This is a genomic window from Rhodococcus mengyinensis (genome assembly GCF_048381435.1).
Taxonomy (GTDB): Bacteria; Actinomycetota; Actinomycetes; order Mycobacteriales; family Mycobacteriaceae; genus Rhodococcus_F; species Rhodococcus_F opacus_D.
Genome location: NZ_JBLWIT010000038.1, coordinates 412,585 through 433,883, shown reverse-complemented (window position 1 = coordinate 433,883; position 21,299 = coordinate 412,585). Strand labels below are relative to the sequence as shown.

22 protein-coding genes are annotated in these 21,299 nt (G+C 66.0%); 14 read left to right on the top strand and 8 right to left on the bottom strand.

Annotation, left to right across the window (positions count from 1 at the left end; all coding sequences use genetic code 11):
- Positions 1-24 precede the first annotated feature (24 nt).
- Entirely contained in the window at positions 25-1,494 is a 1,470-nt protein-coding gene (locus ACNJ7E_RS06760) for an aldehyde dehydrogenase (protein WP_418339430.1), read from the bottom strand.
- Positions 1,495-1,608: 114 nt separating this feature from the next.
- Here ACNJ7E_RS06760 and ACNJ7E_RS06755 point away from each other — a divergent pair, with 114 nt between their 5' ends.
- The gene (locus ACNJ7E_RS06755) at positions 1,609-2,541 is read left to right on the top strand and encodes an SDR family NAD(P)-dependent oxidoreductase (protein ID WP_418339429.1); all 933 of its coding nucleotides are present in this window, start codon (positions 1,609-1,611) and stop codon (positions 2,539-2,541) included.
- Here the strand turns inward: ACNJ7E_RS06755 and ACNJ7E_RS06750 are convergent.
- Positions 2,502-2,921, bottom strand: coding sequence for a hypothetical protein (locus ACNJ7E_RS06750; protein WP_418339428.1), 420 nt, complete (start codon positions 2,919-2,921; stop codon positions 2,502-2,504). The two genes, ACNJ7E_RS06755 and ACNJ7E_RS06750, sit on opposite strands and share 40 nt — an antisense overlap.
- A gap of 174 nt (positions 2,922-3,095) precedes the next feature.
- On the opposite strand from ACNJ7E_RS06750, the gene ACNJ7E_RS06745 reads away from it, so the two are divergent.
- The gene (locus ACNJ7E_RS06745; RefSeq protein ID WP_418339427.1) at positions 3,096-3,905 is read left to right on the top strand and encodes a DUF8017 domain-containing protein; all 810 of its coding nucleotides are present in this window, start codon (positions 3,096-3,098) and stop codon (positions 3,903-3,905) included.
- 21 nt (positions 3,906-3,926) lie between these two features.
- Entirely contained in the window at positions 3,927-5,159 is a 1,233-nt protein-coding gene (locus ACNJ7E_RS06740) for a hypothetical protein (RefSeq protein WP_418339426.1), read from the top strand.
- 36 nt (positions 5,160-5,195) lie between these two features.
- Here ACNJ7E_RS06740 and ACNJ7E_RS06735 read toward each other — a convergent pair whose 3' ends face one another.
- Positions 5,196-5,798, bottom strand: coding sequence for a TetR/AcrR family transcriptional regulator (locus ACNJ7E_RS06735; RefSeq protein ID WP_280778885.1), 603 nt, complete (start codon positions 5,796-5,798; stop codon positions 5,196-5,198).
- A gap of 84 nt (positions 5,799-5,882) precedes the next feature.
- Between ACNJ7E_RS06735 and ACNJ7E_RS06730 the strand changes: the two genes are divergently transcribed.
- The 9 genes from ACNJ7E_RS06730 to ACNJ7E_RS06690 all read left to right on the top strand — a co-directional run bounded on the left by ACNJ7E_RS06730 (position 5,883) and on the right by ACNJ7E_RS06690 (position 14,751).
- On the top strand, positions 5,883-7,100 hold the full coding sequence (locus ACNJ7E_RS06730) for a cytochrome P450 (protein WP_418339425.1): 1,218 nt from the start codon (positions 5,883-5,885) through the stop codon (positions 7,098-7,100).
- Positions 7,101-7,163: 63 nt separating this feature from the next.
- Positions 7,164-7,724 carry a TetR/AcrR family transcriptional regulator gene (locus ACNJ7E_RS06725; RefSeq protein ID WP_009477736.1) on the top strand — a complete coding sequence of 187 codons (561 nt, stop codon included), beginning with the start codon at positions 7,164-7,166 and terminating at the stop codon, positions 7,722-7,724.
- Between the two features lie 5 nt (positions 7,725-7,729).
- Positions 7,730-8,956 (top strand): cytochrome P450, encoded by a 1,227-nt coding sequence (locus tag ACNJ7E_RS06720; protein ID WP_280778883.1) that lies wholly within the window; start codon positions 7,730-7,732, stop codon positions 8,954-8,956.
- Positions 8,949-9,734 carry an SDR family oxidoreductase gene (locus ACNJ7E_RS06715; protein WP_418339424.1) on the top strand — a complete coding sequence of 262 codons (786 nt, stop codon included), beginning with the start codon at positions 8,949-8,951 and terminating at the stop codon, positions 9,732-9,734. Before ACNJ7E_RS06720 ends, ACNJ7E_RS06715 begins: the two co-directional genes overlap by 8 nt.
- Positions 9,731-11,083, top strand: a complete 1,353-nt coding sequence (locus ACNJ7E_RS06710; RefSeq protein WP_280778881.1) for a cytochrome P450 — start codon at positions 9,731-9,733, stop codon at positions 11,081-11,083. Before ACNJ7E_RS06715 ends, ACNJ7E_RS06710 begins: the two co-directional genes overlap by 4 nt.
- Positions 11,083-11,298, top strand: coding sequence for a ferredoxin (locus ACNJ7E_RS06705; protein ID WP_005244574.1), 216 nt, complete (start codon positions 11,083-11,085; stop codon positions 11,296-11,298). Before ACNJ7E_RS06710 ends, ACNJ7E_RS06705 begins: the two co-directional genes overlap by 1 nt.
- Positions 11,298-11,876 carry a nuclear transport factor 2 family protein gene (locus ACNJ7E_RS06700; RefSeq protein WP_418339423.1) on the top strand — a complete coding sequence of 193 codons (579 nt, stop codon included), beginning with the start codon at positions 11,298-11,300 and terminating at the stop codon, positions 11,874-11,876. Before ACNJ7E_RS06705 ends, ACNJ7E_RS06700 begins: the two co-directional genes overlap by 1 nt.
- Positions 11,870-13,126 (top strand): hypothetical protein, encoded by a 1,257-nt coding sequence (locus tag ACNJ7E_RS06695; RefSeq protein WP_418339422.1) that lies wholly within the window; start codon positions 11,870-11,872, stop codon positions 13,124-13,126. Before ACNJ7E_RS06700 ends, ACNJ7E_RS06695 begins: the two co-directional genes overlap by 7 nt.
- A 14-nt stretch (positions 13,127-13,140) precedes the next feature.
- Positions 13,141-14,751: an acyl-CoA synthetase gene (locus ACNJ7E_RS06690; RefSeq protein ID WP_418339421.1), complete on the top strand. Its 1,611-nt coding sequence runs from the start codon at positions 13,141-13,143 to the stop codon at positions 14,749-14,751.
- A 43-nt stretch (positions 14,752-14,794) separates the two neighbouring features.
- Here ACNJ7E_RS06690 and ACNJ7E_RS06685 read toward each other — a convergent pair whose 3' ends face one another.
- The 3 genes from ACNJ7E_RS06685 to ACNJ7E_RS06675 all read right to left on the bottom strand — a co-directional run bounded on the left by ACNJ7E_RS06685 (position 14,795) and on the right by ACNJ7E_RS06675 (position 17,221).
- Positions 14,795-15,460: a GNAT family N-acetyltransferase gene (locus tag ACNJ7E_RS06685; RefSeq protein WP_317569827.1), complete on the bottom strand. Its 666-nt coding sequence runs from the start codon at positions 15,458-15,460 to the stop codon at positions 14,795-14,797.
- Positions 15,461-15,562: 102 nt separating this feature from the next.
- Positions 15,563-16,048, bottom strand: coding sequence for a nitroreductase family deazaflavin-dependent oxidoreductase (locus tag ACNJ7E_RS06680; protein ID WP_280778876.1), 486 nt, complete (start codon positions 16,046-16,048; stop codon positions 15,563-15,565).
- Between the two features lie 9 nt (positions 16,049-16,057).
- Positions 16,058-17,221 carry a steroid 3-ketoacyl-CoA thiolase gene (locus ACNJ7E_RS06675; protein WP_280778875.1) on the bottom strand — a complete coding sequence of 388 codons (1,164 nt, stop codon included), beginning with the start codon at positions 17,219-17,221 and terminating at the stop codon, positions 16,058-16,060.
- A gap of 160 nt (positions 17,222-17,381) precedes the next feature.
- On the opposite strand from ACNJ7E_RS06675, the gene ACNJ7E_RS06670 reads away from it, so the two are divergent.
- Together ACNJ7E_RS06670 and ACNJ7E_RS06665 are read left to right on the top strand one after the other, a co-directional pair.
- On the top strand, positions 17,382-18,638 hold the full coding sequence (locus tag ACNJ7E_RS06670) for a cytochrome P450 (protein ID WP_105412819.1): 1,257 nt from the start codon (positions 17,382-17,384) through the stop codon (positions 18,636-18,638).
- Between the two features lie 96 nt (positions 18,639-18,734).
- Positions 18,735-19,991, top strand: coding sequence for an erythromycin esterase family protein (locus tag ACNJ7E_RS06665; protein WP_418339420.1), 1,257 nt, complete (start codon positions 18,735-18,737; stop codon positions 19,989-19,991).
- 9 nt (positions 19,992-20,000) lie between these two features.
- Here the strand turns inward: ACNJ7E_RS06665 and ACNJ7E_RS06660 are convergent, their stop codons facing one another.
- Together ACNJ7E_RS06660 and ACNJ7E_RS06655 are read right to left on the bottom strand one after the other, a co-directional pair.
- Positions 20,001-20,414 carry a nuclear transport factor 2 family protein gene (locus ACNJ7E_RS06660; protein WP_418339419.1) on the bottom strand — a complete coding sequence of 138 codons (414 nt, stop codon included), beginning with the start codon at positions 20,412-20,414 and terminating at the stop codon, positions 20,001-20,003.
- A gap of 10 nt (positions 20,415-20,424) precedes the next feature.
- Entirely contained in the window at positions 20,425-21,288 is an 864-nt protein-coding gene (locus ACNJ7E_RS06655; RefSeq protein WP_280778871.1) for a TIGR03619 family F420-dependent LLM class oxidoreductase, read from the bottom strand.
- Between the last annotated feature and the right edge of the window lie 11 nt (positions 21,289-21,299).

Below are 21,299 nucleotides of genomic sequence, written 5' to 3'. Positions count from 1 at the left end.
TTGTCGGGCCGGCTCGCCGGCGTACTATTGGGCCGGTTCCGCGACCAGCTTGGTTTCCAGGTATTCCTCGAAGCCGGCCACACCCATCTCGCGGCCGATTCCGGACTGCTTGTAACCGCCGAACGGGGCGTCGGCGGAATACCAGACGCCGCCGTTGACGCTGAGCGTTCCGGTGCGCACGCCGTCGACCACCCGCTTCACGCGTGCGGGGTCCGTTCCCCACACCGACCCGGACAGCCCGTACGGCGAGTCGTTGGCGATGCTGATCGCGTCCTCGTCGCCGTCGTGGGGAATGATCACCAGCACGGGTCCGAAGATCTCTTCCCGAGCCACCCGGGCGGTGTTGTCGAGGCCGGTGATCAGGGTGGGTTCGACGAAGAATCCACGGTCCTGATCGGCCGGTCGGCCGCCACCGACCACGATCGTGCCGCCTTCCTCCCGCGCGAGCCGCAGGTAGTCCTCGACGCGGGCGCGTTGCCGCGCGGAGATGAGGGGACCGCAGATGGTGCCGGGCTTCCTGGGATCGCCCGCCTGCAATCCGCCGAGGGTCCGGGCCGTGGCCTCGACCGCCTCGTCGTACTTGTCGCGGGGGACGAGCAACCGGGTGGTGATGGCGCAGCCCTGCCCCGCGTGGGTGGACACTGTGAACGCGGCGACCCCGCACGCACCCGCGAGGTCGGCGTCGTCGAGCACGATGAACGCCGATTTGCCGCCGAGTTCGAGGAAGACCTTCTTCAGCGACTCGGACGCCGCCGCCATGACGGCCTTGCCCGTGGCAGTCGAACCGGTGAACGACACGAGGTCGACGCGGGGGTCGGTGGAGAGCTGAGCGCCGAGGGAATGGTCGCTCGACGTGACGATGTTGACCACGCCGGCCGGGAGGTCGGTCTCCTCGGCGATCAGGTGCCCGACGAGGGCGGCGCACCAGGGAGTGTCGGGCGCGGGTTTGAGGACCACCGTGTTGCCGGCCGCGAGTGCGGGGCCGATCTTGGCGAAGTTGATCTGGTGCGGGAAGTTCCACGGCGTGATGGCCCCGACCACGCCGATGGCCTCCTTGAGGACGCGTCGGCGGGTCTTGATGCCCATCGGCTCGGCGATGCCCAGATCCTGTTCCCAGGAATAGCTTTCGGCGAGGTCTGCAAAATACCCGAGGTCGGCGACCGGGCCTTCGAGTTGCGGTCCGCTGGTGAGGAAGGCGGGGGCGCCGACCTCGGCGATGGTGATGTCGCGCAGTTCCTCGATGTGGGACTGCAGTACGTCCCGCAGCTGCCGCAGGCAGCGGGCGCGGAAGGCGTGGTCGCGGGACCACGTGGTGTCGTCGAAGGCTCGCCGAGCCTCGGCGATCGCGGCGTCCATGTCGGACGCGGTGGCGTCGGCGGCCCTCCCGAGTACCTCCTCGGTGGCCGGGTTGATCACCTCGAACGTGCCGCCGGAACCGGGAATCAGTTTGCCGTCGATCAGGAGAGCAGAGCTGTCGGTGGGGCGCAGAGTCATGGATTTTCGCTTCCGAATCGGGTGAGTGTCACAGCGATCTCCGAAAACTGGACATGTGTCTGGACTATAGTTTGAACAACTGGATGCCGCAATGACGAGTTCGACGGAGGTGCGATGAATTCACGCGAGGAGAGACGGCTGGACGGGCGAGGCGCCGTCGTTACCGGCTCGAGCCGGGGGATCGGCCGGGCCGTCGCGCACGCGCTCGCGGCAGAGGGGGCCGGCGTGGTGGTCAACGGCCGTGATCCCGATGCGGCGGAGAAGGTGGCCGGCGAGATCGTGCTCGGCGGTGACCGGGCGATCGCGGTGGCTGGTTCGGCCGCCGCCGACGGCGTCGCGGAGGCGCTGGTCGACGCCGCGGAATGTGCATTCGGCCAGGTGGACGTGCTGATCAACTGCGCCGGCGTCGCGGAGCCTGCCGGGTCGTCCATCCTCACCGTCACCGACGAGCAGTGGCGCGAACTCGTCGATGCGCACCTGACGGCGACGTTCCGCACGTGCCGGGCCGCGGCGCCCCTGATGGCCGAACGGGGGCGCGGAGCGATCGTGAACACGAGTTCGTTCGCGTTCCTCGGCGACTACGGCGGAACCGGATATCCCGCCGGCAAGGGGGCGGTCAACAGCCTGACCCTCGCGATCGCGGCCGAACTGGCCGAGTCCGGCGTCCGCGCCAACGTCGTGTGCCCCGGTGCCAGGACCCGCCTGTCCGTGGGGGCGGAGTACGAGCAGCACATCGAGGAACTGCACGGGCGGGGGATGCTCGACGACGCAACGCGCTACGGCTCGCTGCATCCGGCACCCGCCGACTACGTCGCCCAGCTGTACGCGTTCCTGGCCAGCGACCTCGCCGCCGGCATCACCGGCGGAATCTTCGCCGGATCAGGGTGCTTCGTCGGCAGATTCGACCGGCCGGCTCCGACGGTCCTGGCCTACCGCGACCACGAGACCGCGCCGCCGTGGTCGCTCGACGAGCTGGCGGAGTTGGTGGGTTCGTCGCAACCAGGTAATCACACGAGCCACGACTTCGGCGTCGGGTACTCGTCGTAGTCGTCGGGCCAATCGGTGGGGCCGACGGTGGCGGCACCTTTCGGCTCGGGTGGCGGAGCCGACGGCGTCCAGAGCCAGGTGAAGTATCGCGAGTTCTTCAGTTCGGTGACTTCGGGCGGCAGCGGCCAAGCACGCTCGATCTCGGACCAAGTGCATTCACCGTTGTAGACGCGTGCGGCGTACGTTTTCAGCTCGGGTGAGGAATGCGGCATCGCGGCCAACTCGAACATCACGCCGTCGGTGACCGGGGTTGGTTCGTCGACGAGGTCCGCGACCTCTGTGCGCTCGGTACGGATGCGAACAGTTTCCAGGCGATCGGCCGCGTCGGACAGCGTGCGGAATGCCGCTTCCACCGCGGGGTCCAGATCCCGTTCCCTCATACTCTTCCCCCTGGCTGGATCGCGTGAATGATGTCGCAGCGTTACCGCGGCGCCGAAGCTTATCGTTACTTCCCTTGCTGCGGTATATGACTCGTACCAACGAGCGTTTCGCCTGCAGTCATCCCGGTTGAGGCTGGGAACGTCGGGCAAACCCGTACAGGGTACCCTCCACCGGTGGTGGGATTCTTCAAGCTTCTCGAGAAGTACGGTGTGCTGAAACCGCTCAGGAACATCGTTCTGGCCGCCGCCGCGCTCGTTGCGGTCATGACCATCGTGATGTGGGTGGGCAACCCGTATGCCGACGACGCGAAGGCGACGGAAGAGGCGGCTTCGTCATGGGCGCCTTCACCTCCGTCCGGCCCGAGCACGACGGTCGCGCCGCTACCGCCCGGCTTTCCGTCGATGGAATTCCCGCCGCCGATGATCGAGGCGTCCGACGGTCAGCCCCAGCCGGTTCCCACCAAGTTCGGACTCACCTACACCGTCCCCGGCAGCGACGACTGGCGTCCCAGCAACAGCGGCGTAATGAGCTGGAGCGACGACGATGGAACTATCGCCGGCTATGGAGCTGTCAGCGACTACGGATACAACTACTGCCCGGAGAACAAGGGTTCGACCTTGGCCGACGTGGGTGCTACCGGGCGAAACGGTGTCGGTCTCGATTCGGCTGCCCTTGATGCAGTCGGCAAGGCGGATCGGATCTTCTCGGACGAAGCCGACAACAAGCCGAAGGTTGAAATTCGGGGTCCTTTCAACTTCGCGGTCTCCGGCAGACCTGCCGTTCGTTACACCGCCACCGTCACCGACATCCCTCGCGACCACTCCTGCGACCCCACCCGAGCTGGGTTCGACGTCGTCGCCACTCCGGCCTATTCCACCGCAGAGGTGATGGTCTTCATGGTTAAGCACCACGTCGGACTGCCGAATTCCCTCTCCGAGAACGATGTCGACACAATCATCAGGTCAATGAACAAAACCGAATGACGGACGGGGGATGGAAAAGTCATGGGTGAGCAGCTCAAAGCAAGACCCGACCAGATCGCGGGTCTCGCCAAGTCCTTCGACGAGATCGGCGCGGACAGTCGACGGATCGCCGATTTCGTCGGCAAGAACGGACCGCCGAGTGCGGACTTCTCGGGTGCGATCATCAGTTCCTTGCTGACTCCGTTCGTCGTACTTTCCGATGCCACCACAACGCGCATGGCCGATATCGCGAAGCAGAATGTCGACACGGGTGTCGAACTGAACAAGGCCGCCTGGATGTACCACGACCAGGAAACGAAGAACTATGACGCGCTGAACGCGCATACCCGTTACGTCGGTGACGGAACGGTAGAGTTCGGATCGTATGCCGAAATGCCCGGTATCACCGAGGCTTACGGTTCGCCGGTCAGTTACCCCAAGCCTGAGGAAGTCAAGCTGGACGATCCGGTGGCCAACAAGGAGGATGTCGGCGCGATCGTCACCGAGGCCGCGGGCTGGCTGGGGGACGTGAACGAATCCATCAAGAACGTCACCCGGATCGCCGGAAAGGAATGGAATCCGCTCGAGTACGTTCTGGCCCCGATCAGCGGTAACTGGAGCGAACTGAAACGAATCGGCGAGACGTACAAGATCGCCGGGAACGCTTTCGAAGCATCCGCCAGGAACATGGATGACGGCCTCAATCGTGTCGGCGAGTACTGGGACGGTAAGGCGGCTGTGGCATTCGACGACTATGCGCGCCTGCAGAGTACGGCGATGAAGTGGGAGGGCCCCGTCGGCCGCATCCTCGCCCTCGCCCTGGAGATGGTGGCCGACAAGATCAGGGATGCGGTGAGAACCGCGGTCGAGAAGCTGGCCGAGCTACTCGAGGCCGAGGTGAGCTTGGACGGTGTCTTGGACAAACTCAAATTCTTGGTGAAGAAGGTGCCGGTCATCGGCACTTCCGCGCAGGTCGCATCGATCGCACACACCATCTACAAGGTGGCCGATTTGGTGATGACTCTCGTGCGTGAGATCGAGGAGCTGACCAACCGGCTGAAGGAATACCTGGAGTTCTTGTCCGATCCCGCATTGAAGGCGAAGGAGAAGTTGGACGAGAAACTTTCCCCGATCACCAGTCGGGTCGACGACGCCACCAGGAGAACGGCCATCGCGAAAGACATGGTCGAGGTCGGTCAGGCCGACAAGACCTTGAACCGGCCGAAGCACGGTTACGAGGTCGGGCAGGGAACCCAGCCGTGGGAGGACGCCTGACGGAGCCGGACGTCGGGCCGTCGTCGTCCGATCACGTCAGGACGGTGTGCGCGTTCGCTCCGGCCACCCGACGCTGGACAGTGCTCCCAGCAGCACGGATTCGTAGATCGAGTCCAGGTCCAGCTCGTCGCCGAGGAAGTCGGTGTTCACGAGCATGACGAAACCGTGCATGGCGGCGAAGATGCTCACGGCCGCGTCGAGGGTGTCCTCGGGCGGCAGTCCGCACGATGCCAGCATCGTGCGCAGCGCCGTGTTGGCGTCCAGTGCGGCGGAGATGAAAGCGTCCCGGTCCACCGGGCTGGTGGTCAGCGTCTGATACCGATGCGGATGCTCGGTCGCCCAGACGCGGTGCGCGTCCACGAGCGCGCGGAGGCCGTCGGGACCGCTTCGGCCCATCGCGATCTCGCGCAGGTGCGCACCGAGTTCCGCCATGGTGCGCACCTGAACCGCACCGCGGATGTCGTCGAGGTTGCGGACGTGGTTGTAGAGCGACGCGGTGACGACGTTCAGCCGGGCGGAGAGACTCGTCATCGACAGTGACTCCCAGCCGAGTTCGTCGATGATCTCGATTGCGGCATCCACGACCTTGTCTCGCGTGAGTGTGCGACGTCGGATCGGTCCGTTCTGCCCTTTCACCATGGGCCCAGCATAAGGGCTTCCATTACAAATGAAAGTGTGTAGTTTAAGACGCATCCCATTCGTTTATCGATCGAGGAGCAGTGTATGACCGCGTCTCGGATTGATCTCAAATCCCCCGACGTCTACGCGGAAGGGGTCCCCTACGCGTTCTTCGACCACCTGCGGGCGAGCGAACCCGTCTATTGGCAGCCCGAGGAGAACGGTACCGGGTTCTGGGCGGTGACGAAGCATGCCGACGTCGTCGCCGTGTCCCGCGACAGCGCGACGTTCTCGTCGGCGGTGGGCACCACTCAGATCGACGATTTCGACGAGCAGACCCGCGCGAAGCAGGCCGCCATGCTCGTCAACCTCGACCCGCCCGATCACACCCGGCTGCGGCAGCTCGTCAGCCGCGGATTCACCCCGCGCACAGTCAAAGTGCTCGAGGGTCACATCCGTGACATCTGTGCCCGGATCGTCGATCGGCTGCTCGAGGCACGCGACGTCGACTTCGTTCCTGAGGCGGCGGCGCCGTTGCCGCTCGAGGTCATCGCGGCGCTGCTGGGTGCGCCCGCCGGGGACGTGGACAAGCTCTACGACTGGTCCAACCGGATGATCGGCTTCGACGATCCCGAGTACGGCACCACCCAGGCGGACGGCGAGATGGCCGCGGCCGAGATCTTCCTGTACGCCAACGCGCTTGCGGCGCAACGCCGCATCGAGCCTCGTGACGACATCGTCACCAAGCTCGTGCAGCCGGACGAGAACGGCGACACGCTCACCGAGATGGAATTCAACATGTTCTTCGTCCTGCTCGTGGTGGCGGGGAACGAAACGACGCGCAACGCGACCGCCGGTGGGATGCAGGCCTTCATCGACCATCCCGACCAGTGGCGACGACTGCAGTCCGAACCGGAACTGGCTGCGAGCGCGGTGGAGGAGATCCTGCGGTGGGTGACCCCGGTGATGGACTTCCGCCGCACCGCCACCCGGGACGCCTACATCGGCGATCAGTTGGTCAGGGCCGGCGACAAGGTGGTGATCTACTACCCGAGCGCCAACCGGGACGAGGACGTCTTCGACGAGCCGTATCGGTTCGACATCGGCCGGAGCCCCAACCCGCAGATCGCGTTCGGCGGTAGCGGGGTGCACTTCTGCCTCGGCGCCCACCTGGCGCGGCTCGAATTGAAGATCCTGTTCGAGACCCTCGCCGCGCGGATCGACCGCGTGGAACCCACCGGGCCGGTCGTCCGGCTGCGGTCGAATTTCATCAGCGGCATCAAGACGATGCCCGTGCGAATTCACCCGCGCAGTCCCGTGTGAGAGTCCGATTTTCGTTGCCAGCCGACGGTAACTGTAGTAGCGTCCAGACACGTGTCCAGTAGTATGAATTTCGAGTCCACCCGCCGCCGTCTGACCGAGAAGCAGGCCGACACCGTCGACCGCCTCACCAAAGCGGCAGTCGAAGTACTGCGCGAAGAGGGATTCGCGGGACTCACGGTCCGCTCGGTGGCCGGCATCGCCGGGGTCGCGCCCGCGACGGCCTACACGTACTTCTCGTCCAAGGAGCACCTCGTCGCCGAGGTCTTCTGGCGGCGCCTCGCCGCCTCACCGCAGCCGGTGGACGAGGGACTCGATCGCACCGGACGCGTGGTCGCCGTGCTCCGCCACATTGCTCTCCTGGTGGCGGACGAACCCGAACTCGCCGGAGCCGTCACCAACGCGCTGCTCGGCCGCGACCCCGACGTGGAACACCTCCGCGCCCGCATCGGGCTGGAGATCCGCGACCGCCTCGCCACCGCACTGGGCGAGGGCCACGATCCCGACGTCCTCGAGGCGCTGGAGCTGCTGTACGCCGGTGGCCTGGTCCGCGCCGGAATGGGATACGGGTCCTACGCCCAATTCGCCGATCGACTCGAAACTTCCGCCAAGCTGATTCTGGAGTAGATGCCATGACCGCAGCCTCGATGCCCGGGGTGTCACACAATCCGGTGACGTTCAACCCGTACGACTATGGCTTCCACGAAGATCCGTACGTCACGTATCGAAGACTGCGGGAAGAAGCACCCCTCTACTACAACGAGGAACTCGACTTCTGGGCGTTGTCCCGGCACGAGGACGTCGTCGCGGCGTTCCGCGACAACCAGCGCCTGTCGAGCGCGAACGGGGTGTCGCTGGACCCTGCGGCGTACGGTCCGCACGCCCACAAGACGATGTCCTTTCTCGCGCTGGACGATCCGCGGCACATGCGGATGCGGCAGCTGGTGTCCCGCGGCTTCACCCCGAGGCGGGTGAACGAACTCGAGGGGCGGATCCTGGATCTGACCCGGCAATACCTCGACCCGGCGCTCGCGGCGGGTGAGTTCGACTGGATCGGCGAGTTCGCCGGCAAGCTTCCGATGGACGTGATCTCGGAGCTGATGGGGGTTCCGGAGGCCGACCGCGTCGAACTCCGGCGGCTCGCCGACCTGGTGGTGCACCGCGAGGAGGGCGTCCTCGACGTGCCCCACGCCGCGATGGAGGCGTCGCTCTACCTCGTCGGCTACTACGCCGACATGCTGGCCGAGCGCCGCAGGAAGCCGACCGAGGACCTCACGTCTGCCCTGCTCGAAGCGGAGATCGACGGCGACCGGCTCACCGACGACGAGATCATCGCGTTCATGTTCCTGATGGTGGTGGCGGGCAACGAGACCACCACCAAACTTCTCGGCAATGCACTGTACTGGGGTTTTCGCTATCCGGGCGAGGCCAGGCACGTGTTCGAGGATGCGAGCCGGGTGCCGGAGTGGGTGGAGGAGACCCTGCGCTTCGACACGTCCAGTCAGATGGTCGCGCGAACGGCGTCCGTCGACCTGGACTTCCACGACCGGACGATTCCCGCAGGCGACAAGGTGCTGATCCTCATCGGCTCCGCGAACCGGGACTCGGCGGTGTTCGAGAACGCCGACGAATACCGGATCGGCCGGGACACGTCCAACAAGCTCGCGAGCTTCGGCGGCGGCACCCACTTCTGCCTGGGCGCCCACATGGCCAGGCTCGAAGCGCGGATCGCGCTCACCGAACTCGTCTCCCGCATCGACGACTACGACATCGACGAGGCGAACAGTGTGCGCGTCCACTCGACCAACGTGCGCGGTTTCGCTACCCTCCCTATGAAAGTGCAGGTCCGCGATGCCTAGGTTCGAGCCCAACCCGCAGCGTCGCCCGTCGATCGTCGCCGGGGCGTCGTCGGGAATCGGCACGGCGACGGCCTATGCGCTGGCCGAGGCCGGTCACCCCGTCGCGCTCGGTGCCCGCCGGGTGGCCGAATGCGAGGAGATCGCGGAGAAGATCCGCAGCAACGGCGGAGAAGCGTTCGCGTACTACCTCGACGTCACCGACACCGCATCCGTCGACGAATTCGTCACGGCGGCGGAGAAGGCGCTCGGCCCCACCGAGATCGCGTTGTCGGGGGCCGGCGACCTGGAGTTCTCCGTCGCCCACGAGATGGACCCCGACCAGTTCCTGGGACAGGTCGACGTCCACCTGGTCGGTGCGCAGCGTCTCGCGCACCGCCTCCTTCCCGGCATGATCGAACGCAGGCGCGGAGACTTCGTCCTGATCGGATCCGATTGCGCCGACACCCCCCGGCCCCGGATGGGCGCCTACAACGCCGCGAAGGCCGGCGTCGAGATGATGGGCCGGCAGATGCGAATGGAACTGGAAGGCACCGGCGTCCGGGCGTCGGTCGTGCGTCCGGGACCCACGCAGACGTCCATGGGGATGAACACCACCGAGGAGGTCATCGGACCCGTCCTCGAAGACTGGGCGAAATGGGGATTCGCCCGGCACTCGTACTTCCTGCGCGCCTCCGCGATCGCGGACGCCGTCGTCGCCGCCGTCAGTGCGCCCCGCGGCGCACACATGGTGCTGATCGAGGTGCAGCCCGAGGCGCCCCTGCGAAAGGATGGAGAATGAACCCGGCTACCCCGCAACGTGTGTCCGGCGGTGAGCACGAGCACGGACATCTCGAAGAATTGCGCACCGACCCGATCGCGCTGATGCGCCGTGTCCGGGAGGAGTGCGGCAACGTCGGTGTGTTCCAGCTCGCCGACAAGAAGGTGGTGCTGCTGTCCGGCGCCGAGGCCAACGAATTCTTCTTCCGCTCCACCGACGAGGATCTCGACCAGCAGGCCGCCTACCCGTTCATGAAGCCGATCTTCGGCGAGGGAGTCGTGTTCGACGCGAGCCCCGAGCGCCGCAAGGAGATGCTGCACAACCAGGCGTTGCGCGGCGAGCAGATGAAGGGGCACGCCGCGACGATCGCCCACGAGGTCGACCGCATGGTGGCACAGTGGGGCGACGAGGGGGAGATCGACCTCCTCGAATTCTTCGCGGAGCTGACCATCTACACGTCCTCGGCCTGCCTGATCGGTAAGAAGTTCCGGGAGCAGCTCGACGGCCGGTTCGCGCACCTGTACCACGAGCTCGAGCAGGGCACCGACCCCATTGCGTACGTCGACGCCTACGCCCCGATCGAGAGCTTCCGCCGGCGGGACGAGGCGAGGGTGCAGTTGGTGGCCCTCGTCCAGGAGATCATGAACGGGCGCATCGAGAACCCTCCTCAGGGCAAGGAGGATCGGGACATGCTCGACGTGCTCGTCTCGATCAAGGACGAGGACGGCAACGAGCGCTTCACGGCGGACGAGATCACCGGCATGTTCATCTCGATGATGTTCGCCGGGCACCACACCACGTCCGGCACCGCGGCCTGGACCCTGATCGAGCTGCTGCGGCACCCGGACTACGCGAAGCAGGTAGTCGCCGAACTCGACGACCTCTATTCGGACGGCTCCGACATCAGTTTCGGGGCGCTCAGGCAGATCCCGAAACTCGAGGCGGTGCTGAAGGAGACGCTCCGGATGCACCCGCCGCTGATCATCCTGTTGCGCGTCGCGCGGGGCGAGTTCGAAGTCGGGGGCTACCGGATCGCCGAGAACGACCTCGTGGCGGCCACACCGGCGATCTCCAACCGCATCGCAGAGGACTTCCCGAACCCGGACACGTTCGATCCCGAACGCTATATCGACCCCAACCAGGAAGACATCGTCAACCGCTGGACGTGGATTCCGTTCGGCGCCGGCAGGCACCGCTGCGTCGGGGCCGCGTTCGCGCTGATGCAGTTGAAGGCGATCTTCTCGATTCTCCTGCAGGACTGGGAGTTCGAGATGGCGCAACCCTCCGAGACGTACCGCAACGATCACAGCAAGATGGTGGTGCAGCTGCAGCAGCCGTGCACCGTGAGGTACCGGAAGCGAAGCATGTGATGAAAGTCGAAGCCGATCTCGACCTGTGTCAGGGTCATGCCGTGTGCGAGATGGAGGCACCCGATGTCTTCGTCGTCCCGAAGCACGGCAAGGTCGAGATCCTCGACACCGACCCACCCGAGAACCTGCGCGCCGAAGTCGAGAGCGCCGTGCGTTTCTGCCCGACCCAGGCCCTGCGGATCCTCGCGGACGACGACTCTGAAGGAGATAGCTGATGGTGCAGTTCGATCGAAGGATCGGCCCGGCGGTGCAGTTCGATCGTGCGGAGCTCGACGAGATGGTGCAGCGCTGGGTGGACGAGAACAAGCGGTGCGAATCGCTCGGCGACTGGAAGCCGCTGGCCGAGATGTACACCGAGGACGCCACGTACGGATGGAACTACGGGCCGAAGGACGACTTCATGGCCGTCGGCCGGGACGAGATCCGCGACCTGGCGCTCGGCCAGGAAATGGACGGGCTCGAAGGCTGGGAGTACCCGTACCAGCAGTTCGTCATCGACGACCGCAGCGGCGACGTCATCGGATTCTGGAAGCAGGTGTCCGAACGCACCCGCGACGACGGCACGCACTATCAGGTCACCGGAATCGGCGGCAGCTGGTTCCGGTACGGCGGCAACTTCCAATGGTCCTGGCAGCGTGACTTCTTCGACTTCGGCAACGTCTCGAGCCTGTTCCTCGAAATGATCACGAACAACGCGATGTCCGACGGCATGAACGCGCGGATCCAGCGCGCGACGTCCGGTCGGCTGCCGGGGTGGTATCCGGTCGGCACGGCCCCGGTCCCGCTGTGGTGAGTACGGTGAAGGTTCCGTCGTCGTTCGCCGATCTGTCCCGCGAGGATCTCGCGATGCTCGTTCCGGAACTGCTCCTGTGCGGTCATCTCATCGACCGCTCCGGTATGCCGCACCTGATCGGGGCGTTCGGTCGCGAGGGCATGACGCAGGTCGCGATCGAGGAGTGGATGGCGTCGAGCCCCCTCTACACGCGGCGGATGCAACGCGCGCTGGGATTCGAGGGCGACGGGGTCGTGACGATCTTCAAGGGTCTGCAACTCGACATCGGTGCGCCGCCCCAGTTCATGGACTTCCGGTACCGCGTCACCGATCACGATCACGGCGAATTCTGGCTGGATCACTGCGGGGCGTTGATGGACGTCGAACCGATGGGCGACGAGTACGTCACGGCGATGTGCCACGACATCGAGGACCCGACGTTCGACGCCACCGCATTGGCCACCAACCCGCACGCGCAGGTGCGTCCGGTGCACCGTCCGCCCCGCCGGCCGGCGGACCGGACACCGCACTGCCTCTGGACGGTCACCATCGACGACACAAACGTGCCACCTCCGATTCCGGAAGGGCTGGTGACGGTGGGGAAGTCGCGTGCGGCGACGGTCGAGTTGTCGCCGATCGACACCGGCGGGCCGGGACAGCACGACTACGCGGGCGCGCTCCTCGACGATCTGCGGTTCCCGGACTTCTCCCATTCGGCTCTGACCCGGATCGCGGAGGAGGTGTGCCTGCAGCAGCACCTGCTGACCCTCGGCTTCCTGCTCGCGGTGCGGGCCCGCACCGATGCCGAAGCCGCACTCGACATCGCGCGCAAGCAACTCACCGGCATCGCCGGCCTCACGTCGGAACGGATCCGGAACGCGCTCGGGCTGCCTGCCGATCTCGAGGGTCTCGCCGTCGTCCTCGCCGTGCATCCGGCGTTCAATCCCCGTCAGTACGTGGACGTCACGATCACCCTCGGCGACCGCATGCTGCTGACCCTCGGCCGGGACTGCGGAGCCGGGGAGGACGGGGCGTGGCCGTCCATGATCGACGGTGAGCACCTCAGGCCGTTGACTGCGCTCGTGCGCGGGGTGTCGCCGCGGTTCGCGGTGCAGGTGGTCGAGGAGACGGATGCGGCGCTGACCGTGGAGATCGTGATCGGTGAGCCGCCCGCCAAGGAGGCACCCGAGGTGGCGCTCACCCGGTTCAGCACGGGAGCCGACTTCGCGTTCACCGATCGAGGAATACCCCTACCACTCACAGTCGTCTGAGAGAGGACGCCCCCGTGGCCTACAACCTTGCAGACCTCTTCGAGCATTCCGTCGACGCGATGCCGGAACGGGTGGCGCTGATCTGCGGCGCCCGTCGCGTCACCTACCGCGAACTGGAGGACCGCGCCAACAGGCTGGCCCACCACTTCCTGGAGGTCGGGCTGACCGCCGGCTCGCACATCGGCGTGCACCTGCACAACTCCATCGAGACCATGGAGACGTTGCTGGCGGCGTACAAGATTCGTGCGGTCCCGGTCAACATCAACTACCGCTACACCAGCGACGAACTCGCCTACGTCTACGGCAACGCGGAACTCGACGCCGTGGTCCATCATCGGATCTACTCGCCGCGCATCGCGGAGGTCCTGCCCTCGCTGCCGAGGATCCGGCACACCGTTGTCGTCGAGGACGATCTCGGCGGCGCCGGTGTGCCCAGCGACTCGGTGCCGTACGAGGAGGCGCTGTCCGGCAGTGGCGACCGGGACTTCGGTGAACGCAGCTCCGAAGACCTGTTCATCATGTACACCGGCGGCACCACCGGACGTCCCAAGGGTGTCGTGTGGACGCACGAGGCGATCTGGCGCGTCCTCGCGGGCGGTCTCGACTTCTACACCGGTGACGCGATCGAGGACGAGTACCAGCAGTCGCGGGTGGGATCGCAGGGTGAGCCGACCCTGTGGTTCGCGTTGCCGCCACTGATCCACGCGGCTGCGATGATGCCGACGTTCACCGCGCTGTTCAGCGGAAACACCGTGCTGCTGGAATCGAAGTTCGACGCCGACCGGACGTGGGAACTCGTCGAGCGGCACAAGGTGCAGATCCTCATCATCACCGGCGACGCGATGGGACGGCCGCTGATCGAGGCGCATCAGCCGTCGCGCACCGACACGTCGAGCCTGGGTGTCGTGGCATCCGGGGCCGCGCTGTTCTCACCGGTGATCAAGGACGCCTTCCTCGACGCGTTCCCGGGACTGCTGGTGTCCGATTCGATCGGCGCGTCGGAAACAGGGTTTGGCGGAATCGGTTTCGCGACCAAGGGGGAGAAGCAGGTGGGTGGACCCCGGGTGCCTGCCGGACGGTACGCCCTGGTGATCGACGAGGACGACGTTCCCGTCGAGCCGGGGTCCGGGAAGGACGGCTGGTTCGCGAAGGGCGGATACGTCCCGCTGGGTTACTACAACGACCCGGAGAAGACCCGGGAGATCTTCCGGGAGGTCGACGGGCGACCCGTCGTCGTCACCGGCGACCGCGCGCGGATCGAGGCCGACGGATCGATCACCCTGCTCGGCCGCGGCAACATGGTGATCAACACCGGCGGCGAGAAGGTGTTCGCCGAAGAAGTCGAGAGCGCGGTGAAGGCGTACCGCGACGTCTACGACGCCATCGTGGTCGGCGTCCCCGACGAACGGTGGGGGCACCGGGTCTCCGCGGTCGTGCAGGCGCGCGACGGTCGGGGCGTCGACTTCGCCGGACTCGAGGAACACGTGCGGCGAAGCCTGGCCGGCTACAAGATCCCGCGTCTGGTGTGGGTGGAAGACACCGTCCAGCGCACACCGAGCGGCAAGCCCGACTACCGCTGGGCTCAGGGCGTCACCAAACAGCGCGACCCCGACCACCGCACGTGAGTGGCGAAGTGTGCTCCCGCACGCTTCGCCACTCACGTGCGGGTCAGGCAGGAGCGCGGACGACCAGGACCGTTCCCGGGAACTCCGCGGCAAGTTCCTGACGGCTGTGCTTCACGGCCGCGGTGCCGTAGCCCTTCTTCCGGGCGTCGGGGGCGATCCAGATGGCCACGTCGACCTCGCGTCCCGACAGTTCACCGAACACCATGCCGACGGCCGTGTTCTCCGCGGTGTCCTCACACACGAACCATGCGGCGGACTCGTCGTCGACACGGCTCAGGCCTTCCGTGCGTTCCTTCTCGACCCGCTCCGCGGACCACTGTGTGCCCGCGTCGTCGACCTGCTCGCCGCAGCGGCGCCGGAACAGTTCGGCGTCTTCCTCGGTTTCGGTGAACGGACGGAGGCGGAAGTTCCGCCCGGTGCTCGCCGGCCGGTCCGTCGACGTCCATTCGAGGGTAGCGTCGAGGTCTTTCAGTTCCGTCTGGATGCGAAGCCGTTCGACCTTGGTGAGGCGGCGGAACGTCAGGTTGAGGACGGCTTCCGCGTACGCCTCGGAGGTGTCGAGGAGCCCGGCGACGGTGGTGAGGGCCTCGGCGTGATCCTCGCTGTCGACGATGGCGTCGAGCACCTCGTGGCGCTGTTCGAGCGCACGCAGCAGGACCGCGGTGAGCTCTCGACGGTCGTGTATCCGATCTTGAACCTGTGTACTCATGTCTGCAATTCCTCGCCCTCGGCCGTCGTACAAGTCCGTACGCGTCAATACTGCAAGAAGTCCCCCGACATGGCACCCGTTACTCGGCGGTACATACAAGCTCTATCGGGGAGTGCAGACCACGACGGGGATCGTGCGGTCGGTCCAGGCCTGGTAGTTGTCGAAATCCGGATACATGTCGACGAGCCGCGGCCACAGGCGCGCGCGTTCCTCGGGGTCCGCCACGTGGGCGGACATCGGGCGGACCCGCGACTTCACCTGGACGGTCACGTCGGGGTTCGCGCGCAGGTTGAGGTACCACATCGGGTGCTTCGGGAGGCCGCCCTGCGAGGCGACGAGGATGATGCGGTCGCCGTCCTCGAGGAACAGCAGCGGGCTGATTCTCGGCTCGCCGCTCTTCCGTCCAGTGGTGGTGAGCAGGCACACGGGCAACCCGCGGGGGAAGGCGCTACCCACCCGCCACTTGCTGCCCAGTCGTCCGCCCGTCCGCCGGTACAGCACGACGTTGATCTTCGACATCCACTTGATGAAGGTGACCGTCCACTTCGAGTCGAGGCCGGGCGGTCGGGCGGGGGCGGGTGCATTCATCGGCAGATCCTAGATCCGCTCGATGATGGTGCCGGTGGCGAGCGCGCCGCCGGCACACATCGTGATCAGTGCCGTCGACCCGTCGGTGCGCTCGAGTTCGTGCAGCGCGGTGGTGATGAGTCGAGAGCCGGTGCTGCCCACGGGATGTCCGAGTGCGAGCGCGCCGCCGTTGACGTTGACCCTGTCCATGTCGGGCTCGTGCACCGACGCCCACGACAGCAGGACCGACGCGAACGCCTCGTTCACCTCGAACAGGTCGAGGTCGCCGATCTTCATGCCGCTGCGCTCGAGGACGCGCGCCGTGGCCTGGACGGGTCCGTCGAGGTGGAATTCGGGTTCGGAGCCGACGAGCGCCTGGGAGATGATGCGGGCCCGGGGCTTCAGACCGAGGGCGCGCGCCCTGGATTCGTCCATCAGCATGACGGCGGCGGCGCCGTCGGAGATCTGCGAGGACGTGCCCGCCGTGTGGATGCCGCCCTCGAGTACGGGCTTCAGCTTGGCGAGCGACTCCGCGGTGGTGTCGCGCAGACCCTGATCGCGCGTCACGACCCGGGTCTCACCGGTGAGGTTACCGTCCTTGTCGACGACGGGTGCGGTCACCTGCAGCACTTCCCGGTCGAAACGCCCTTCGTCCCAGGCCTGCTTGGCGCGTGCCTGCGAGCGGACTCCGAGCGCCTCGACGTCGGCGCGGGTGATTCCGCGGCGACGGGCGATGCGCTCGGCGGCCTCGAACTGGTTGGGCATGTCGATGTCCCAGTCGGCGGGCCTGCGTGGTCCGGCGTTCTCGCCGACGTTCGCGCCGAGCGGCACCTGGCTCATCGCTTCGATACCGCAGGCGATTCCGACATCGATCGCGTCCGTGGCGATCAGACCGGCGATGAGGTGGTTGGCCTGCTGGGCGGAGCCGCACTGGCAGTCGATCGTGGTGGCGCCGACCTGCCAGGGCAGTCCGGCGTGCAGCCACGCGGTCCGGGTGATGTTGTTCGACTGCGCACCGGCCTGGGTGACGCAACCACCGATCACCTGCTCCACCAGTTCGGGGTCGATGCCGGAGCGGTCGAGGATGCCCCGCTGAGCGGCGCCGAGGATCTCGGCGGCGTGCAATCCGGACAGCCAGCCACCGCGCTTTCCGATCGGGGTGCGTACTGCCTCGACGATTACTGGTGTGCCCACGGTGGGCTCCTTTCCTTGTCCTCAGAAAATAGAACAGGTTCTGCTATCCGGGCAAGGTCTGAATGAGCTTTCCTTTGCTAGTCGCCCGGCTTGTGCTTCAATGCTAGTAGAACGTGTTCCACATCACGGAGTGGTGTATGGCTTAGGGCAGGAGACAGCAGTGGCGCAGCCCAATCTTCCAGAGGGTTTCGACTTCACCGACCCGGACATCTACGCAGAGCGCATCCCCTACCAGGAATTCGCCGAACTGCGGAAGACTGCCCCGATCTGGTGGAACCCGCAGCCGCCGGAGATCGGTGGCTTCCACGACGACGGCTACTGGGTCGTCAGCAAGCTCGAGGACGTCAAGGAGGTGTCGCGGCGCAGCGACGTCTTCTCCACACACGAGAACACCGCGATCGTGCGCTTCGCCGACGACATTCCGCGCGAGAACATCGAGATGCAGCGCTTCATCCTCATCAACAAGGACGCTCCCGAGCACACCAAGCTCCGCAAACTCGTCTCCCGCGGCTTCACGCCCCGTGCGATCAACAGCCTGCGCGAAGAACTCACCGAACGCGCCGAGAAGATCGTGAAGGAGGCCGCCGAATCGGGGGCCGGCGACTTCGTCACCCAGGTGGCGTGTGAACTTCCGCTGCAGGCGATCGCCGAACTGCTCGGTGTGCCGCAGGAGGATCGCCTGAAGGTCTTCGACTGGTCCAACCAGATGACGGGCTACGACGACCCCGAACTGGACATCGACCCGCAGGCCGCGTCGATGGAGATCCTCGGCTACGCGTACCAGATGGCGGACGAGCGCAAGAAGTGCCCCGCCGACGACATCGTCACGACGCTGATCGAAGCGGACATCGATGGAAATGAGCTGTCTCCCGAGGAATTCGGTTTCTTCGTGATCCTGCTGGCGGTCGCCGGCAACGAGACCACCCGCAATGCCATCACACACGGCATGATGGCGTTCCTGGACCATCCCGATCAGTGGGAGCTCTACAAGAAGGAGCGCCCCAAGACGACGGCGGACGAGATCGTCCGGTGGGCGACCCCGGTCAACTCGTTCCAGCGCACCGCACTGGAAGACACCGAACTCGGCGGAGTGCAGATCAAGAAGGGCCAGCGAGTCGTAATGCTGTACGGCTCCGCGAACTTCGACGAGGACGCGTTCGAGAACCCGGAGAAGTTCGACATCATGCGGGAGAACAACCCGCACGTCGGATTCGGTGGAACGGGCGCCCACTTCTGCCTCGGCGCCAACCTGGCGCGCCTCGAGATCGACCTGATCTTCAATGCGATTGCGGATCACCTGCCCGATATCAGTAAGCTGGGAGATCCGCGGCGGTTGCGCTCGGGCTGGCTCAACGGTATCAAGGAGTTTCAGGTCGATTACAAGACTGCGTCAGGCGGTTGCCCGGTCAGACACTGACCCCCTGATTCAGCGGCGTCGGAGGGCACCCTCATCCTCTCCGACGCCGCTGTTCTCTTTCGCCGGCGTGGTGTCCGAGGGAAAGTGGGAGCCACCATGACTGTGCGGTCCGTCGTGGAAGAGGCGGGCGCCGTCTTCTCGGAGCCGGGAGACCCGACCGTCACCGCTGCCCTCGGCGCATTCCTCCGTCGCCTGGACTCCGCACCCCGCCTCCTCGGGTTCGGCGAGCCCATGCACGGGGAGGAGAGTTTTCTGCAGCTCCGCAATCAGATGTTCAGGTTCCTCGTCGAACACGAGGGCTATCGCTCCATCGCGATCGAAAGCAGTTGCCTGAAAGGGATACTCGTCGACTCGTTCGTGCGGGGTGCGGACCACCTGCCGCTCGACGACGTCATGGAGCACGGTTTCAGCCACGGCTTCGGTGAGTCCAGGGCGAACCGCGACCTGGTCGGATGGATGGCCGAATACAACCGTCGGCACGAACCGGACGCGCAAGTCCGCTTCTTCGGATTCGACGCCCCCATCGAGATGACGTCCGCGGACAGCCCGAGGCAGGCCCTGACCTTCCTCGACACCTACCTGCGGACCCACCTCGACGAGCAGGATCTGCCCTGCGCTCCGGACCGGATCTCCGCACTGATCGGCGACGACGACCGCTGGAGCAACCCGGCCGTCGCCATGGACCCGACCCAGGCCGTCGGTGCCACCCCCGAGGCCGCCGAGTTGCGTCTCATCGCCGACGACCTGATGACGCTGCTCGCGTCGCAGGCGCCTCACCTCGTCGCCGAAGGCACGCGGGACGAATTGTGGGAGGCCGAGCTACACGGTCGCGTCGCCACCTGCCTGCTCAGCTATCACGCAGGAATGGCGGAGAACTCTCCACGCCGCATCACGAGGCTCCTGGGAATCCGCGACACCCTCATGGCGGACAACCTGTCCGCGCTGGTGCAGCGGGAGGCCGACCGAGGCCCGACATTCGTCTTCGCTCACAACGGCCATCTGTCGAAAGGGCAAACCCACTGGGATCTCGCCGGACTGCATCTGCACTGGTGGTGCGCCGGTGCCCACCTGGGCCTGCGGCTCGGCGATGCCTACACGGTCATCGGTGGGGCCGTCGGGGAGGCGCCCGGCCACGGCATCGGGACGCCGCCACCCGACACGGTCGAGGGCCGGCTCATCGCCGTCGGGGAGAGCTGTCTCGTGCCCGCCGCGCCGGTGGCCCGCAGGATCGGAGATGTGGAGAAGCGCGCCGATCCGTCGGGCAACTCCACGTACTTCCCGCTGGACCCCGCCGGCCTCGGCGAACTCGACGCGATCCTCTTCGTCCGGCACATCGACGCCGCCGGCACGTGAGCCGGGCGCTCAGACCTTGCGCAGTGTCTTCATCGCCCGCTCGACCTCCCAGAAGGCCCGCAGGGACGTGATCTTGCCGTCCTCGTTCACGCGATAGATGATTACGCACTCGGCGTCGATCTGCGCTCCCGCCACCGTTGACCGGATGGTTCCTATGGTCGCGTTCTCGTTCCCGCACACCAGTGAATCGGAGATGAGGAACTCGATCGATTCGGTGGTCGCGATCGTCATGTCGTAGAACCGGGATATCGCGTCGAGGCCGCGGTGACCCTTGCCTTCGGGGTCGAAACCCGAAGGGCCGACCGGGTCTTCGACGCATGCGTCCTCGGCGAACAGGGCCAGCCACTCGTCCTTGCGCCTGCCGCTGGCCGCCTCGCGGGAAGCCTGCCCGGCGAGGCGGGCGGGATGGTCCGTCGTCGTCATGTCCACACCCCTATCCGATGTACTGGTCGGCGAACTTGCGCAACGATTCCTGCTTGGCCTCGAGCGGTCCGTCGAAGCCGATGCCGTCGAAAACCCACGGGACGACGATCGTGTCGGTCACTCCGGCATCCGCCAATTCGGCGTAGCCGTCCTTGCCGAATCGGTCGATGCACACGGTCTGGATCTCGTAGGGCAGATCGGCTCGCCCGTACTCCTCCCGGAGTTCCCGCAATCGCGCGATGACCTGGACGAGATCGTCGAACTTGATCATCGCGGACGTCCAGCCGTCGCCCACCCGGGCGGCGCGTCGCAGCGCCACGTCGGTGTGTCCGCCGACGTAGAACGGCACCGGTTTCGTCGGCGCCGGGCTCATCTGCAGGCGGTCGAAGTCGAAGAATTCGCCGTGATACTCGACCATGCCGCCGCCGAGGATCAGCTTGATGACGTCGATCATCTCGTCGACGCGCGCACCGCGCTTCTTGTACGGCACTCCGCACCATTCGAATTCCTCGGGTGCCCAGCCGATCCCGACGCCGAACCCGAAACGGTTGCCGATGAGGTTGGCGACCGAACCCACCTGGCGGGCGAGGAGTACCGGGTTGCGGGAGCCCAGTTTGAGGACCTGGGTGTAGAACTCGATCTTCGACGTCACCGCGCCCATGGCGGCCGCCGCGATCAGCGGATCCACCCACGGGGTTTCCTCGTTCCACATCCGCGAGCCGTCCGGTGTGTACGGGTAGTCGGCGCTCTGCTTCTCCATGAAGAACAGTGAGTCAGGGAGGGCGATGGACGAGAACCCGCACTCCTCGGCTGTCTTCGCCAGAGCAGGCAGTTGGTCGAGGGGATTCATGGCGATGCCGACAGTGAACTTCATGGTGATGCCCG